The following is a 16,136-nucleotide window of genomic DNA, read 5'->3' as shown; positions in this document are numbered from 1 at the left end:
TTCCTTATCACTTGATGCGTTGATACAACGAGATGATTTCTAGTGTTAGTTGTTTGGCTTGTTCTGGTGTTAACCCTGCTTTACTTGGGTTTAGTGTGAGTGATATCCCTTCGTCTATGTGTACGTGACTGCAAACCTCTATATCACCAGGCTTTAATCGTTTAAGTGGGGGCAGAGGCTTACGGTCACTTTCATCGAAAAGAAGTTCGCTAATGCGCTCAAGAGACAAGCCAGCATCCTGCCACTTTTTAATTTCAAGCAATCGCTCAATATGCATTTGGGTGTAGTAAGCACCGCGCCCACTGCCTTCTGGTGCAGGCAACAGTGACTTCTGTATATAGAAACGCACAGTGCGAGGTGTCAGCTCTATTAGCTGGCTAAGATCATTTAAGGTATAGCGGCTTATATTTTTCATGACACCAATACTAGACAGTGATACTGTTTAGATCAAGTGTTTCGTGAGATTTAATTAATTACAGATAAACCAGACACTATCAATATACAGGTGGGCTTACATCAAATAAGTCAGAAGGATTATATTGGAATGACTCTACAATTGTGGCCAATAATTGTTGACCAATACACATCTGGCAAAGTACCTTATTTAAGCAGATCAGGTATGCAGGTTTTACTGCTATCACTCGACTCAATAGCCACAATCGCAAGTGTTAAAACAAATGCTAACGACACAGATGTCTTACGTCGTGAGGTGATTAATAATCTCTCACCAATCCATCGATGAAAATTCCTATGTGCTTTAAGCCTAACAGCCAGCAGGCTCACAAATTGAGATTAACAAAATGACAATGAAGTCCCCTGAAATTCTACTTAAAGAGCTTAACAACGCATTACGTCGACTACGTGGTGCTTGTGCAGATCTTGGTAACGAAGAAATTGATGAAAAACTACTTGCAGTTATACGTCGTCTTCTATTGGCTGAGGTTCTCGGAAATACCTGGATTTTAGCGGTTGGTGGTTCTCAAGGAGCAGGTAAGACTACTTTGATGGCAAGTCTTTATAACTGCGCACTATGGCTGCAAAGCAACGAAGGGCGTGGAGAGAAAATGCCTGTATTGATTATTGAACAGAACGATATTACGGAACCACAAGGATATGTTCGCAGATTGGTTGCTAATGAATCTAATCGTGGCTTCAAACTAGATGATATTAAGGTTGATTCTGTCGAGTTTCAACGCGCTATATGCGATCCCAACGCTGAAGATCTCTTACCCGTATTACAAGTGCCACGACGTTATTTTAAACGTGAAAACCAAGCCTGGTTACTTCTTCCAGGTTATGAGAAGCAAGATCGGGCAAATAGGGCATGGCAGGAGTTGATGCGACAGGCGATGATTGCTGCTGGTGGCTGCATTGTGGTGACTGACGAGACAAGAATGGCTAACCAACAACAACTTGAAATTGTCAGAGATATGCTGGAGAACGAGCTCAAACATTGTAAGCCGTATATTGTTATCTCTAAGACTGAAACACACCGACACGACCCCGTGCGCCTAGCTGAACTGAAAAATAGTGCTCAAGTGACATTTCAGATAGAACCTGAGTTTGCGGATAATAATATTATTTTGACTGGTACTGATGATCCTGATTACATTAGTGAATGGATGCCTCACTTGCATAGCGCAATTGATGCTCTCAATTTCACTGGCCAATCGGAGCGTTACTCTCAGATGAGTCATCTATCAGATGTGATCGGTCAAGATTTAAATCGAGTTATGAATAGCATACGCAGTAAGTCGCGACTTTATTTTAGTAATAATGATGAAAGTGATGGTGCGCAAGTACTGGAAAATATTCTTGATGGATTCGATGAAGCCGCAGAAGTACTTCGGATTCAACATAATGAATATGTGGCCAAGCTAGCAAGCGAGGCTCACACTAGGGCAACAACAGAACTTGATAATAGGTTGAAAAATGATCACGAGGGTTTTAGTAATTGGTTATCAGATGCTTTTGATACCAATACTGAAACTAAATTAAAAATGCAGATGCTGGTAAGGAGGGCATGGTCGGAAGCTACGCCAACATTTTTTATGGACTACTCAAATTCCTTATCATCGTTAACCTTAGGCAAGCTAGGACCATTAGCTGAAAGCGATACAACAGATGATACCCAAAGAAAACTACCTATTGAGAAATCCAAGAAGCTGATTCAGATGGGGTATGTGCATGAGTCAGGACAACCAGTGCGATTTTCAGAGCTGAATATAGAGAAAGTTAACGACATTAAAATTCTTCTTGGCAACGGTAGTAATGAAGAACACAAGCTCCAAGAGACTAGTAAAGAACTTAGAGCTAGTGTGGGATTGATCCCTGCCATGTCATTGGAATATTCACGACTTTTCTATGCAATGCCTGAGGTTACGGGGCTTAAACAAGGTTTCACTTCGAACGATGACCCATTCAGTATCAACATAGTAGAAGATGGTGTTGAAAGCTTAAAGAAAGGTTCCGAACTTGGGAAAACAGCTATTAAATCAGTCGCTACAGTTATGGCTGTGGATGTGCTTAGTGATGGTGATTCGGATATATTGGGAGCTATTTTGGGAAGTACACAACCTATTGATGGGATCCCTACGTCTCCAACTCCTGTACCGGTTATGGCTCACCCGGCTGTTATTGCTGCTACTGCGGTGGTCGCGGCGGCATATCTCACCACTTTAGCCGTTACAAGACTTCGCACTTTTGAAAAGAAAGCAAGTTCGCAAGCTCACAGTATGCTTGCTAATGTTCATGATCATCATGTGGAGCATTTACGTAAGAATTTCGACAAAACGATGAGTGCGGCACGGGAGCGAATCAAGGAAAAAATACGTGAGCGATACCATATGGATGAAGCATTGATGCGCAAGGATAGGCTAATCAAAGCAATTACCGACGTTACATCCATTACCAGCGATCTTAAATATGAACTTGACTCTTCAATTTGTGGATTGCAATTATTAATCGCAGATCGTGCCGTTTGACATGGCTAATGACGTTTTATTAGATTATTGGCACCAACTACAATCACAGCGATCCGATTGGGCATTTCGTGCCTATGATCGTTTGGTTAGAACACTGAGCCAAGATGTGCAGGAAAAGTTACAACTCAAAAAGGATGTGGTTGAACCTTATATAGTGATTTTTGGAAAGACTCAAGTTGGTAAAACGACGTTATTGCTTGATCTCATGGGCATAGATCTAGATCAGATGGCTCTGATATCCCAAGTCTTGCGTGGTGGGCGTGAAACTGGGAGATCAGCTACAGCCACAGCTATGGAGTATTGCTGCTCAGTAAGCGAACATTGGGGATTAACCTTACAATCAAAAACGCTTTGGTTTGATACAAATGAGGAGGTAACACATGCCTTAGGGCGACTAAGAGAACAGATGGAAAGCGGTCGCCTGATTGTCAATTCACCTTGTGTGGTACATATCCCTAGGAGTTTTTTCGCTAGCACTACTGGGGCTAACAATGTTCGTATCTTGGATCTTCCTGGAGACAACCCTGCTAATGCAGCAGAGCAAAAGCATGTGTACCAGATGGCGAAAACCTATCTGCCTTTTGCTGATCTGGTTCTTCTTGTTGGTAGAGGGGACGATCTCAGTTTCTTGCGTCCTGAGGTTCTAACTCTCCCAGGAATCGAAGACTGGCAAGCTATGCCTCATCGTTTCCGGATAGTGACTACCTATTCATATTCAGCAAAATCGATAAAGGATTTACTTCGTAATGACGCAAATTTAGATATTACCCAGATTCGCCAGCGCCTCATGAAGCAAATCGAACTTTTTGGCAGTTTAAGTGATGCAGCTAAAGATGAAAATCTGTACTTCCCACTGGAGTTTGGAACAAGTTGGAAAGGTATAGAAAAGAATGAACCAAAGCTTTATGTGAAAGTTGCTCCTATCATCAAAAATTTGCGTAAGGAATTACTTGAGCAAATTTCTAACTCCACAAGCCCTGTTGGTCGTTTACGCAGCACTTTGGACACACATCTCAGCGTTAAATATATACGGAAAAAAAAAGAAGAGACTATCAGTAGAGAAATTTCTAAACTTGTTAAAATAGAAAAGACCATTTTAAGTGAGCTGGTTGTTTGGAATAAATCTATCGAAAGATCACGTAAAAAATTATCTAAAACATTGGATATGATGAGTAAAAACTCTCTGAAACGTGGCACTCAACTCATCCATAAAGTTGCTAAAAATCCGAAGTTTAGTCATCCTGATAAATATCCACCGTCAGGAGGAAAGAAAAATGACAGTGCGACATTAAGAACGATGATAAGTGATTATTATCGCTTACTCAAAGGCATGCGTCTGGTTGTAAGTGCAGACCAAAAAAAATCATCATTTAAATACTGGAATATGGTTTGTGTGCACGTTGATGAGCCGGAACTGCACCTCATTCAAAATATCCTTGATGATGCGTTTGGAGGTATTCGTAGTAAGATTGATAGCTATGTTATTGATACTTATTGGATTCCATCTAACTATGAAAATGATAGAGTGGAGGTCCATAATGCCGGCGAAGAAGCTAAAATTAATTTAGTTCTGCAATGGAAAGAAGCTTGGATTAAAGGACTGACAGAAGTTGAAAAAAATCTTAAATATGAATGCAAAATACTGAAGTCGCAATTAAATACAAGTATCGAAGAGAAGAATAAAGCTCTTAAACAAGTAAAGTCTATTGAGTTGGATCGTGAATTCAATCATGGTGAACTGAATCGCATTAAATGTGCATCAGAGGAAGACTTAGATCGTTGCGATCGATTTATCCATTTACTCGATGAAGAGTATCTTATAACGCTCACTAGGAGCATAGATATGGCTTATCAGGAAGATGACGCTTGCGATGCACTTCTTCAAATACTCTCATGTGCAGAATTGATAAGTCATCGTGATGAATTGATGAGTTTAAGTGGAAATAAAACGGATTAATAAAAATGAATACAACATCAGAAATCAGGAATAAAGAAACGAGTCTTGCAGAATTGATGGTGAAAATCCTCAAGGAGCCACTCAATCCACTTGAAAGCTCATTGCATGAATTGAAAGATGGACTTTCTGATACGAAGGACTTAATCGAAGAAATCAACGATACATTAGGTGCTTCTGCGATTGATACCGAAAAGATGGGGAAAACACTAAGGAAAATTCGAGAAGAAGATTTTCCCGCTCTGACGTCAGGTATTCACAAGTATATTGTAAACCAGTTTGAAAACGAATCACAAAAGATTGCTAATATGCTCGACGCGAATTCGAATAGCCATGATGAGAAATTGAAATCGTTTTCAGATGCTTTGACTGAAATAATCATAAAAATAGTTATTCAACAAAGTGAATTAAAGCAGTTCATCGAAGAATTGACAATGGGTCTCGATCTCAAAAGTGAAAGTATGATGGTTGCAGTACAATCAACCTCAAATGAAATCCAACTCAGTCGAGAGCGTAGTGAAAGATCCTATTCAGAACTCATTGCTAAACTAGACATAAGCCATAATGAAGCATTAATTGGGTTGAAGAAGCTGTCCATCGAGCTTCAAGATGTGATTGCTCATAATCTAAGTATTGGAAAAAAAGCCATTGATTGCAACCAAATGGTACTGATAGACGTTCTGAACCAACAACATACTGCTTTAATTAATGAAGTCACCTCTAGCCAAACCAAATTTAAGAGCTACATAATTATTTCCAGCATTTTTTTTGCATTGATGTTGAGCTATGTTGGTTATGACATCTGGAGTAAATTGTATTGACTTTTCTTGGTGCTACAAAGTGATTATGGGTGGCTGTGAAAGATATTTTTGGCTTTAGCTTAAAAGTAAGAAAATTAATTCATGGATAGAGCTGGATTATGAGATAGGAATGCCTGTGTCGGAAAAGTGATGGCGCTGGGTAAATCCAGGGACAGTCTAAAATCCTCGGAGGAGTTACTTGTGACAAGAGAGCAAACTAGTGAAATCATTGATAGATGACAGGCAAACTCAATGTCCATTTTGAATGCAAGGGCCGATGCATTCAGCTGCAAGTAAAGTGTTTTTATGTATGTGTTTTAATTACACAATAAATTTTTGGAGTTATGTTTTTCATCATCCCCTCTTTCAACTCATTTGTACTTAATGCAACTGGAGCAAAGTTGTGGCGACCAAGATGGATGGGTGAACATGGTGATTGCCTAACAAGTGCTCTGAGTGTGGGTAGTCTGAGCTTAAGTGCGAAAAACTCTCGGCTTTTGATAGAGTATTTGCAGAATTAACAAGGAATTTTAGCAACAAAAATTGCTATTTAACTCATTAGAATAAGTTTTGAGTATTAGTTCACAATTTTATGTTCATCCAATAAAAGTAACAATTTACCGCTGAAATCAGACATCGTAGGCTCAGTAAAATCTCTTTTAACAGAGTTGAATTTAAATAGTTATTTGAATAATTTCATTTAGTTTATAGAGACTTGTTGATCATATATTCCAATTGTTGTGATAGTTTATGTAATGCCTCTTTCCGCTCTTCAAAATAATCATGCTGGTTATAAATCCCCTCAACGCCCTTAAGCTTATGATTCAGGCAACGCTCTGCTACATGCCCGAGTGTACCTTGCTTGGCCAATAGTGTTCGGCAAGTGCGGCGCAAGTCGTGAAAGGTAAAGTTGGCCATATCACCCATTACGTTGGGTGGTTGCTTCTTTTTACCAGCTTCATTCAATGACCAAAGAGTTTGGTGATGGTGCGATCTAGGGGGTCTTGACCACATCAGATCCAGCACTCATTTACATCTAGTGTCTTGAAAAACACCGGTCTGCTGTATATGTAACCTAATATTATAAAATGGGATAATATAGTTAGGCTGACTCAACACAGTTAGTCTTTGACATCAGGTAAAATATTGCACCGTGCAATAAATGTGATCAATTATCTTCTTTAATCTCTAGTAATTCACCGATCTCTACATCTAAATACCTACAAAGTGTTTCAATCATTTCTAGTTCAATTCTAGTCGCAGTTTCATTATAAAGGCGATGTAAAGTATTTTTATTTATACCTGTATCCCTCGCAACCTCAGAAACTTTTAGCTTCTTGTCCCCAATGATTCTTGAAAAATGGCACTTTATCATAATGTTCACCGGTAAAAATTACCTGTAGAGGGTATTTTATACTTGCATTTGGTTTAAATGGTGTTATTGTACCTGCTGTGAGTACAAAAACTTCGTTTAAGTGATTTAATCTTTTTAAGGAGTATATTATGTCTAATACTTATTTAACAGCAGAAGAGCTTTCTGTGCGCATTAAATATGATGCAAGAACGATTCGTGATCAGCTAAAGGACGCAATTTTGCTTGAAGGTGTGCATTACATACGACCTTTTGGTGGCCGCAAAATTTTATTTATTTGGGAAAGTGTAGAGCAGTTAATGCTATTTGGTTACTCCGACATTTTACCGACCAAATAAAGGAGGGCTAGTTTATGGGTAGTGTAAATGTCCGTAATAATAAGTTGTTACTCGATTTTCGGTATAAAGGGATTCGCTGTCGTGAAATGACAATGTTGGAAGATAGTGTTGCAAATCGGAAGAGAGCTGGTGCCGTGTTGAAGCGAATTGAGGCTGAAATTCATCTAAATCAATTCGAATATGTTAAGCATTTTCCTAACAGTAATAATGTTAAAAAATTTACTGAGTACGATCGGATGACAATATTAAAAGAGTCTACCGAGTCATTGAAGGTCATTGAGTTCATTGAACAATGGCTAACTGAGAAAAAAGCTGAATGGCGTCCTTCACAACTTCGAACCATTGAAGATATTTTGAATCTTTATATTTTGCCCCGATTTGGTGAGATGCAAATTAGTTTGATCACTAAATCGGACATTATGACTTTTAGAGCAGATCTAGTGGAGGGTAAATCTTTTGCGAAGGATTTATCTGCTTCTCGCATCAATCAAATATTGTCACCTTTACGTGTGGTGTTAAATGATGCCTCGGAACGATATGAATTTGTCAGCCCTTGGAAGTCGATCAAGCCTTTACCTGTTAATCGTAAGCCAGTTCATCCATTTACGCTGGATGAAGTGCTTAAGATTTTGAGCTTTGTTCGCAAGGATTTCCGTTGCTATTTCTTAGTGCGATTTTTTAGTGGGTTACGTACGGGTGAGATTGATGGTTTGCAATGGGAAAATGTGGATTTTGAACGACGTCAAATCCTTGTTCGTCAGTCTTGGGTACGAAATAAGCTGGGCCCAGTGAAGACAAAAACGTCATTGCGTGAAATTGATATGAATGACCTTGTTTATGAGGCGCTAACTCAGCATTTCAAACTCTCGAATGGCCGTGGTTTTGTCTTTCAAACATCTGGGGGCCATCCGATGAACAACAAAAATATGTCTTATCGTGTTTGGTATCCCACATTGGATATCTTAAAAATACCAAGACGTAACCCATATCAAACTAGACACACCGCAGCGACCTTATGGCTAGCATCAGGGGAGTCTCCTGAGTGGATAGCTAAACAAATGGGACATGCGAATACCAATATGCTTTTTACTGTGTATTCGCGTTATGTACCCAATTTAACCCGTCGAGATGGCAGTGCTTTTGAAGCATTTTTAAATCAAAAAATGAAAGGGGAATAACCATGAACCATGATACTCGTATTAACCTTGCGTATTACTTATGCCAACGATTCTATTGTCAACCAACAGGAAGAGAGCTGAGCTGTATTTTGGATGTACCACGTTCTTCTAACAATTTATCAGCATTGGTTGAATGGATTAACCAATTGTATTTTAAAGAAAGAGGTAATGATTTGTTGTGGTGGGAGAGGCGGTTGCAAAGACAACTGGAGTCTAAGGGCTATCAACTTTGAAATACCGTTATGATTAATTTTAATTGACTCTAATAACCAAAATACACCTTCATTTTTGATAGGTGTATTTTGGTTATTAATGTTAGTGAGATATACCGGTAATCAATTCGCTTTCAGGCATATAATTTGACGACAGTTAGCTTGAAGAACACAATAAACCTAAGTCGTGCAATACTTATTATAATAATGGTAACGAGGTGCATATGAGTCAAGATAACCTTATAGATGAAAATGCGGCAAGAGCAGGGTTGAAAGCAGCTCTGATTATTTTAGATAAATGGCAATGTAATACTGCGCAGATTGAAAAATTACTTGATTTGAAGTTTGCTGATAGTGAATTGAAATCCGCACCTGATTTGACTAGAAATCAGCAATTAAGGATTAGCTATATTCTAAATATACATGCTAGTTTACGGAGCTTTTTTTCAAACACTGACAATATATACGGCTATATGACCATGATAAATCATAATGCACCATTCAATGGCTCGACGCCGCTTGATATTGCAATGGGGCATGATGGGCTGAAGAGCGTTATGGAGCATGTGGTGTCCATGGGGCAATGGTAAATTAGGGCGTTACGTTAGGCTCTCTCTGCTTTTTATCATCATTATGCCCATCATATGAAACAGAAATATTAGTGCGCTAGAAGAGTGCTTTTTCTGCTTGCCGTGGGCAATGATTTCTTTTTCGTCAGAATGCCTTAACTCTAGCCATATAGCCCCTTTGCCAGTGCGTCCATTACCTGAAGATGATTTTGACGTGAGAGCTTGAATGCCCTTGTAAGCATTTATCCAATGCTCTTTCTGTGTGCTGTGCTTCATCGAAAGTGTTAATACTCGCCATTTACTTTTCGAAATGGCAAATGAAAATGTATCAACAAAGCGTGCTAAATCTTCAGGTTTTGAAAAATATATACCTGACTTACTGTTGCTTTTGTTATGCAGCGCATAGTCTAGTGCCCACTGAATCTCCTGACGATTAATGGGGTACTCTTGTCTAACTTTTGTGATAATCGAGTCAAGCCATTTTAACTCTGATGTAGCATTTGGCTTAGAGGGCAGAAGTGATTGGAAGCTTCGCTTAGATTGCAATCGAGGTGTGTCATAGAGGGTCTTTACTGACATTAATGTTTTAGCATTACTGCGCCATTTATCAATTGTATTTGAATTAATATGGTACTTGAAAGCCAACTCAATCGGATCAATACCGCGCTCTATTTGGTTTAAAATATTATAACAAGTTTCAATATTGATAATGGGTTTCGGGGTTGAGAATTCTGGCTGAATAGCCAAGTTTTTTTTGGCTTTTGGCGATTTTATTGGGGTTGTTTTTAGTTTTTTAAGTGTGTGTTCAAGAAATCCATCTATGGACCAACAATCATCCGTATTTTTTGATTGTGCTAATTGACGTAAATTTCTTCTAGACCCTAGACCAAGGTTAACTAATTGTTTTTGAGTTAGATCAAGTTTCATTTTAAGTAAGTTAGAATAAAGTATTAAATCGCAAAAATGAAAGTAGTGATTAAAGCAAGTTTCTGGGGATGAATGGCCATCAAATGCTGCAATCGCATAATATTTATTACGTAATGTTTTGGCCGCTATGGTGTCAGTTATTTTATTGATTTGCCCTGCAGAATAAGGAACGATTTCAGCATAATTAACACTCTCTTCGGCACCTAACTCAAACATTAATTGCAATCTAGATACCGCACTATGTCTTAAGTGATGAAAAACCAAGTGCTCAAGCCCTGAAAGCGCCCTAAGAGCCGTTGATGTAAAGTTAGATATTAGAAACTTATCTATTGGTTGGTTTTTATCTTGCCCAATCGTAAAGGCTAAACGGTTCTCTGCCCCATTGATATTTTCTTGTCTTGCCAAGTTTAGTGATGCTGTAACAATCTTTTTTTCATGGTCGAGTAATGATATATAAAGCGGCACTTTTCGTAGTGAAGAAGGGCTCTTATTATTACCAAATTTGTTTTCTCTAACTTTGAGCCAGCCTTCTTGTGAATTTTCAATATCTATTAGTCTGAGCTTGATGATCTCGCTAATACGTAAGCCACATCGATAAGAGATAATTAATATGCTTTTTATAATTAATTTGTTGTTAAAGTCTAAATCAACAATTTGATCAACAGCATCTAAAAGTGCCTTAAATAGCGTTTCATCGACAAAACCGGCATTAGTATGACTTTTATGCTGAGAATCATTGGATATCGGCTCTAGTAATAATGGAAAGTCAAATTCTTGGACTGCAAAAGCATGAAAGTCACTTAATCTGGCTGCAAGTTTAGTTTTTTGTTTCTGGTAATGAGTGAGTTCTATTAATTCATCGTAAAGATCTTGAAAATCTTGTTCCTCAGCCTCTTCTAAATTGAGCCCTTCTGTTTGATAAAGCCATTTTCTTGATAAGGTCGAATGGTAAGTTCGAATTGTTGATGGTTTGCAGGTGTCTAGTTTTTGGATAAACCACTTGATGAGCACTTCTTGTGCTGTTGATAATTGATTTTCATTTACGACATTTTTAAGTTTTTTTGCCGTGGATTCAGATGTTAACTTCTTCTTAGCATTCTCCTTTAGTTCACCAGCTAACGTCTGATAAAAATTGGATAATGGCAACGTAGGCTTTAAACGAAGTCTTGCTTTGCTTTTGTTCTGTCTTAGTGGGTTATAAAAATGAAGCTTGGGATGCTCTTTAATGGCACAAGTAGCCAATCGAGCTAGATTTTCTTTAGGTAGACTATACGCTTTGTTTCTGCCCATTGAATACTCAAGAATAGATTGTGATATTCGCACATTGGGAAAAAATGTAATTAAGCTTACCGCTGATTTTACAAGTTTATTTAGCGTGTTAGGTAAAGGTATGGGGCCAACATAGTCCTGAATGATTAAAGCGTGGATGTTTTTATTTTCAGAAGGAGCTTGCCAAAGTGTATTTTGAGGGGCTTTTTTAAGTGCTAAAAAGTGGCTTATGCAGCTAATTGTAATCGGGGATAAGTAACAAGTGATTTGTGTTGTTTTTTCATCCTGATTTACAACATTTGTATTGAATCCGTTTTCATTCATTTCTAAGTTGATAAAAGGCAAATTATTGACCGTTGAAATGTCTAACGATGTATTTAATTGGTTTGATATTGCGATCAATAAATGGTGGTTTAGACAGCCTGAGTGACAAATGAATGACATAATAATAGCGCGATAAGCATCTGATATATTATTGCTTTGTCCATTGTTAGATAAGTTGTCAAACCAATGGGTATAGAGCCAATTAAATGCAAGCCCATCTTGCATTAATGTTTGAGTGTATATTGGTATTTCAGCTCTTTGAGTGACCAAAAAAGAGGGGATAGCAATATCGACTTTTTTTTCTTTGATAAGTGCGATGCAATGATTAAAGGCTCGTTTGAAGTCTATTTGGGATTTGAAAACCTCTGCGAGGTTTTCAGTTAGCTTAAGCCAAGTTGAATCAAAAATTTCTGATGATGGAAAAGTTGCCCCGCTTGGGAAATACTTTTCACTCAGCTCTTTTGCTTTTTTAAGAACATTGTTTTGATGGCGATTGCGTTGCTGTTGGCGTGCATCTTTACCAATGAGTTTAGACAAAACTTATCTCCTTACAATTGACAGAAGTTAGTTTTTGGTTGATTAAATTACTGATTTCATTCAAGTCGGCAATAGAGTAAGAACTAAATCGAGTAAATGCTGGTTCATTTAATTGAGCATGTCCCATCCATGCAGCAATCAGTTCGGGATGTATTTTTTTCTTAAAAAGTAGTGATCTCACGTAATGTCGATGCCAATTCAACGGTAATGGAAGTACGCTATCAAAATGAGCAGCCATGGTTGAAGGTGTGACTTCTTCGATTGCATCATCAGTAATGAAGAAAAACAGATGTTGTTCGCCTGTTATCGCTTGTTGGTACCGGGCTGAAATATCTAAGTTAAATCTACTGGCATCAACTGCTCCTGCTTTTAAATACTGTAAATAACGTTTTAAAATTCGTAATGCTATTTGCGGAAGAATGATGAGCCTACCTGTCTCAGATTGGAGCATTTCTTTGTCAGAGATCCAAAGGGTCAAATTCAATAGATTATAATCAGTGATTTTCCCAAGCCATCCAGTGACAGGGCGATATCCAGAAGATAGAGCGAGGGTAAATAATACATAGTAGGTGACTAAGTTATGCTGCTGCTGAGAGTAACTTCCAGATATTGCGGAAATATTTATGCCTAAGGTTTTAAAAAAAATGCTCATAACTTCATCACTCATGACTAGCGGGCTGCCAATTGGGCTTTCTTTTTTCCCGTTAACTTGACGTTTGAATTGTATTTTTTTTGATTTGCTTGAGAGTTTTTCTAAATTCCATATGAAGTGATAATACGTTTGCTGAACATCTAAATCTGATAAATGTGTATAGGATAGTTCGGGTGCAGTTTTCGCCGTTTCTCCTTTAATTAACGCAATGATTGTTGGATCAATAGGCTCTTGCTTAAGTAAGAAGCACAGATAAGATGATATTTTTGTTGTGGTTAAACTTGTCCCATGTGTTTTATTGATAAAGTTTAACAATTTTGATATTTTTTCTGAGGTTGAATCATCCAAATCATTCAGTAAGTTTGCAGTAATATCATATGGTAACTCAATACAAAATGTTGTTTTTGTAGGTGTTATCAGCTTAATGATTGGCTTGCGCTGCTTTTGTGTTGGCAGTATGTGTTCTATAACTAAGCTGTTATTTGCACTATTATAATTTAACTGGTTAATACGTTCTAATGATGACCCAAGTGTTAATGAAGCTAATAGAAATGAACGTGTTTTTTCACAAACTATGCTGGGACTCATGCAATATGAAATCAATACCCGAATTTCAAACTTTGTTGCTTGATTAATGGCACAAGCTAGACGCATATCGTTTTTCTGAATTTGATTGATTATTGCTTGAGCTTGTAATTTTTGAATGGCGTAGCCATTTCCACTTGGTTGTTTCATTGATACCAAAAAAGACTTTTTTTTTCGCTCTGATGCCGCTTCTTCACTTGCCCAAGCTTCTTGATGCATTTGGATTTCAATTAATTCTGTAACTGTATCTGGCCCTTCAAATTCAACAGGATTGGTCATGAGTGTTGTTGATGGGGCGCCAGGATCACGTAGTGCCCTTTTTCGCAAGATACCATCTTTGTTAAAATAGCTAGCATTATACGGTGTATAAATTTTTGATAGTTGATGACCTAAGCGAGATGATTTATTGACTTCAAGTGTTTTCTTTCTTTTTGAGTCTAATTCATCAAGTAATTTTCTCATGTCGATATCAATAACATCAGGTAAATTATTTGCGAGATCATTTCTTTTCCCAAGAGACCATTGGCGTATTTCATTACATACAGTTTTGATCGGTGTTTCATGATTACCCATGGCGTATAACTTTGCACAAACCAGTAGGGTTATCGCTTTATAGTGCTCAAATTGTTGATGATCATGGGAAGGTGATCGCATAACACTGACGATAAAGGCGGTGAAAAAATATTTTTCAATTTGTTCATTGTCCACGAGTGCTTGGTATATCAATGTCAGATTTTTTTTATGCTCGCATAGAGGTGTTTGCGTTTTAGATATTTTAAGTTGCGCTAAAGATACTATCGTTTCTAACTCAGGAAAGTCTAACTGATATTGATAGCTCAAAAGTTGAAATAGATTAATGATTTCATTAGCAATATAAGGATGGTGGTAGACTAATTCTTGAGGGAAAGCATTAATCAAGAAATTTTTTAGAGTCTCTATTTCGAATTTTGAAAGCTCTGACTTATTGTTCATTTATCGCTCCACTCACTTGTTGAAAAACTGAAATTGGATTTTCTTGTGATGGTTTACTTTTACGGGATTTTTGTTTTGCAATGGTGCCCTTAGATTTTCCTGCCATTTGAGCTAAGAGCTCTTGGCTTAAACGTGGGCGATTAAAGATTTGTTGTGCAATTTTGGGATCAACTTTTTTATTGATTGTTGTATGTAAAATATTGAGGTTTTTGCTTGAAATTGAACTTAAAAAGCAGTTTGTAAATACTCCAATCCACGCTTGTTGTTCTATTTCAGAATCACTGATTTCATCATCGAGAATAACAGTGCATTCAGTTGGATCAATCGTATTGATGTCAAAAAGAATTGATTCAAAACCAGAATAAATCTGTAGTTCATCACTCACTACTTTTGCACGTAAAACTAGAGCGACGGTTAATAATTTTTTATTAACTAAATCTTGTTTTATTGCACCGCAAAACGAAAAGACGAGGCTGTGAACAAACTCAAATGCTTTGTAAGCATTTGTGTGGATTTTGACCTTTCTACATGATTTTAATGTTTTGCGCGTAGCAATTCTTATCGACATAAAACCTCTCCAATACTTTGTGTTGGTTAACGTATATATCATATAAAAGTGGATGTAAATTACTTAAGTTGCTGAATATAAATAAAAAACTTATGTAGTACATGATAAGTATATTGAGGTGAGGAATTTTGTTAATCTGCCGTTTAACGTATGCGAAAGTCATTTTAACTCACGCGTAAATTTGACAAATTTATATCGTAAAATTGGTAAGGCCTAAGAAAAATATACTGCTCTTTATGGGGGCTCGTTATGGAGTTGTTTTGTTGCTAACTAAAATTGATCACATTTATAGAGTATTTCAATATGTTTTCTTATTTGAGCATTTACGGAATTCCCCAAGCGTGCACCAACAGATGATATGTCTGATTTGCTGCCGTGGAATATTGATTTAGGTGAAGCGGAATAAGCCCCTGCCAATAAGTGAGGTTTTACCCGCTGACAATTTTCAGATTGTTAGTCATTAAGCTGTTTAAGCTTTTGAAGTGGCAATACATATTTCTTAGTTCGATACGAAAATACTTTAAAATATCAGTGTTTAGACGAGTTTAGGAACAACTAAATTGACTTTAGACTTTCTGCAGCCAACCAAAACACAACAATCTTTAGGCGAAATATTCCCAGCCAAAACTCGTTCCGCATATCTCTTTTGTCGTGAAAGCTTTTCTTGTTTGATAGAGTCGAAGTCGTTTAACATGAGATTGATACCTTAGACGTTAATAGTTGAGTTATACGCTCTGTAGTGTTTATTGCAAGATTTATCACTTAAGATAATAACAACATGCTTTCGATCCAATTCTAATATCCTAGATATTAGCGCGATAAATACTGATAATGCTACATTATCAATATTCTAATAAATTTTAATTTTACGAAACAACCAACTATCATGATAAGA

The 16,136-nt window shown here is 37.4% G+C and carries 11 protein-coding genes and 1 pseudogene; 6 read left to right on the top strand and 6 right to left on the bottom strand.

Features of this window, described 5'->3' with window-relative positions; genetic code table 11:
* Positions 1-7 precede the first annotated feature (7 nt).
* Complete coding sequence (locus tag AAEY99_RS10205) at positions 8-415, bottom strand: helix-turn-helix domain-containing protein (protein ID WP_351010374.1); 408 nt, start codon at positions 413-415, stop codon at positions 8-10.
* 385 nt (positions 416-800) lie between these two features.
* On the opposite strand from AAEY99_RS10205, the gene AAEY99_RS10200 reads away from it, so the two are divergent.
* From AAEY99_RS10200 to AAEY99_RS10190, 3 genes are read left to right on the top strand one after another with little or no spacing between them, the layout of a single operon-like run.
* The gene (locus tag AAEY99_RS10200; protein ID WP_351010372.1) at positions 801-2,984 is read left to right on the top strand and encodes a hypothetical protein; all 2,184 of its coding nucleotides are present in this window, start codon (positions 801-803) and stop codon (positions 2,982-2,984) included.
* Between the two features lies 1 nt (position 2,985).
* A complete protein-coding gene (locus tag AAEY99_RS10195) occupies positions 2,986-4,941 on the top strand; it encodes a hypothetical protein (RefSeq protein ID WP_351010370.1) in 1,956 nt (651 codons plus the stop codon).
* A 5-nt stretch (positions 4,942-4,946) separates the two neighbouring features.
* Entirely contained in the window at positions 4,947-5,759 is an 813-nt protein-coding gene (locus tag AAEY99_RS10190; RefSeq protein WP_351010368.1) for a hypothetical protein, read from the top strand.
* Positions 5,760-6,443: 684 nt separating this feature from the next.
* On the opposite strand, the pseudogene AAEY99_RS10185 reads toward AAEY99_RS10190, so the two are convergent.
* A pseudogene (locus AAEY99_RS10185) lies at positions 6,444-6,748 on the bottom strand (site-specific integrase); the annotation flags it as partial.
* Positions 6,749-6,906: 158 nt separating this feature from the next.
* Entirely contained in the window at positions 6,907-7,113 is a 207-nt protein-coding gene (locus AAEY99_RS10180; protein ID WP_351010366.1) for a helix-turn-helix domain-containing protein, read from the bottom strand.
* Positions 7,114-7,241: 128 nt separating this feature from the next.
* Between AAEY99_RS10180 and AAEY99_RS10175 the strand changes: the two genes are divergently transcribed.
* The 3 genes from AAEY99_RS10175 to AAEY99_RS10165 all read left to right on the top strand — a co-directional run bounded on the left by AAEY99_RS10175 (position 7,242) and on the right by AAEY99_RS10165 (position 9,428).
* Positions 7,242-7,448 carry a hypothetical protein gene (locus tag AAEY99_RS10175; protein ID WP_182771410.1) on the top strand — a complete coding sequence of 69 codons (207 nt, stop codon included), beginning with the start codon at positions 7,242-7,244 and terminating at the stop codon, positions 7,446-7,448.
* Positions 7,449-7,462: 14 nt separating this feature from the next.
* Complete coding sequence (locus AAEY99_RS10170) at positions 7,463-8,626, top strand: Arm DNA-binding domain-containing protein (RefSeq protein ID WP_351010364.1); 1,164 nt, start codon at positions 7,463-7,465, stop codon at positions 8,624-8,626.
* A gap of 436 nt (positions 8,627-9,062) precedes the next feature.
* Positions 9,063-9,428: a hypothetical protein gene (locus AAEY99_RS10165; protein ID WP_351010362.1), complete on the top strand. Its 366-nt coding sequence runs from the start codon at positions 9,063-9,065 to the stop codon at positions 9,426-9,428.
* A gap of 9 nt (positions 9,429-9,437) precedes the next feature.
* Here the strand turns inward: AAEY99_RS10165 and AAEY99_RS10160 are convergent, their stop codons facing one another.
* The 3 genes from AAEY99_RS10160 to AAEY99_RS10150 are packed head-to-tail and all read right to left on the bottom strand — an operon-like array spanning position 9,438 to position 15,241.
* Positions 9,438-12,464: a tyrosine-type recombinase/integrase gene (locus AAEY99_RS10160; protein ID WP_351010360.1), complete on the bottom strand. Its 3,027-nt coding sequence runs from the start codon at positions 12,462-12,464 to the stop codon at positions 9,438-9,440.
* A complete protein-coding gene (locus AAEY99_RS10155) occupies positions 12,457-14,673 on the bottom strand; it encodes a hypothetical protein (protein ID WP_351010358.1) in 2,217 nt (738 codons plus the stop codon). Before AAEY99_RS10155 ends, AAEY99_RS10160 begins: the two co-directional genes overlap by 8 nt.
* Positions 14,663-15,241 (bottom strand): hypothetical protein, encoded by a 579-nt coding sequence (locus AAEY99_RS10150; protein WP_351010357.1) that lies wholly within the window; start codon positions 15,239-15,241, stop codon positions 14,663-14,665. Before AAEY99_RS10150 ends, AAEY99_RS10155 begins: the two co-directional genes overlap by 11 nt.
* Positions 15,242-16,136 lie beyond the last annotated feature (895 nt).

The organism is Shewanella sp. S1-58-MNA-CIBAN-0166, assembly GCF_040310085.1.
Taxonomy (GTDB): domain Bacteria; phylum Pseudomonadota; class Gammaproteobacteria; order Enterobacterales; family Shewanellaceae; genus Shewanella.
Note: the sequence above shows the minus strand (reverse complement) of the source record. Positions and strands in the feature narration are given on the sequence as shown.

Excerpts from the sequence above, each read along its gene's own strand:
- AAEY99_RS10200 (WP_351010372.1), top strand. The coding sequence starts at position 801 with ATGACAATGAAGTCCCCTGAAATTCTACTTAAAGAGCTTAACAACGCA.
- AAEY99_RS10175 (WP_182771410.1), top strand. The coding sequence starts at position 7,242 with ATGTCTAATACTTATTTAACAGCAGAAGAGCTTTCTGTGCGCATTAAA.
- AAEY99_RS10165 (WP_351010362.1), top strand. The coding sequence starts at position 9,063 with ATGAGTCAAGATAACCTTATAGATGAAAATGCGGCAAGAGCAGGGTTG.
- AAEY99_RS10180 (WP_351010366.1), bottom strand. The coding sequence starts at position 7,113 with ATGATAAAGTGCCATTTTTCAAGAATCATTGGGGACAAGAAGCTAAAA.
- AAEY99_RS10155 (WP_351010358.1), bottom strand. The coding sequence starts at position 14,673 with ATGAACAATAAGTCAGAGCTTTCAAAATTCGAAATAGAGACTCTAAAA.
- AAEY99_RS10190 (WP_351010368.1), top strand. The coding sequence starts at position 4,947 with ATGAATACAACATCAGAAATCAGGAATAAAGAAACGAGTCTTGCAGAA.
- AAEY99_RS10205 (WP_351010374.1), bottom strand. The coding sequence starts at position 415 with ATGAAAAATATAAGCCGCTATACCTTAAATGATCTTAGCCAGCTAATA.
- AAEY99_RS10195 (WP_351010370.1), top strand. The coding sequence starts at position 2,986 with ATGGCTAATGACGTTTTATTAGATTATTGGCACCAACTACAATCACAG.
- AAEY99_RS10150 (WP_351010357.1), bottom strand. The coding sequence starts at position 15,241 with ATGTCGATAAGAATTGCTACGCGCAAAACATTAAAATCATGTAGAAAG.
- AAEY99_RS10170 (WP_351010364.1), top strand. The coding sequence starts at position 7,463 with ATGGGTAGTGTAAATGTCCGTAATAATAAGTTGTTACTCGATTTTCGG.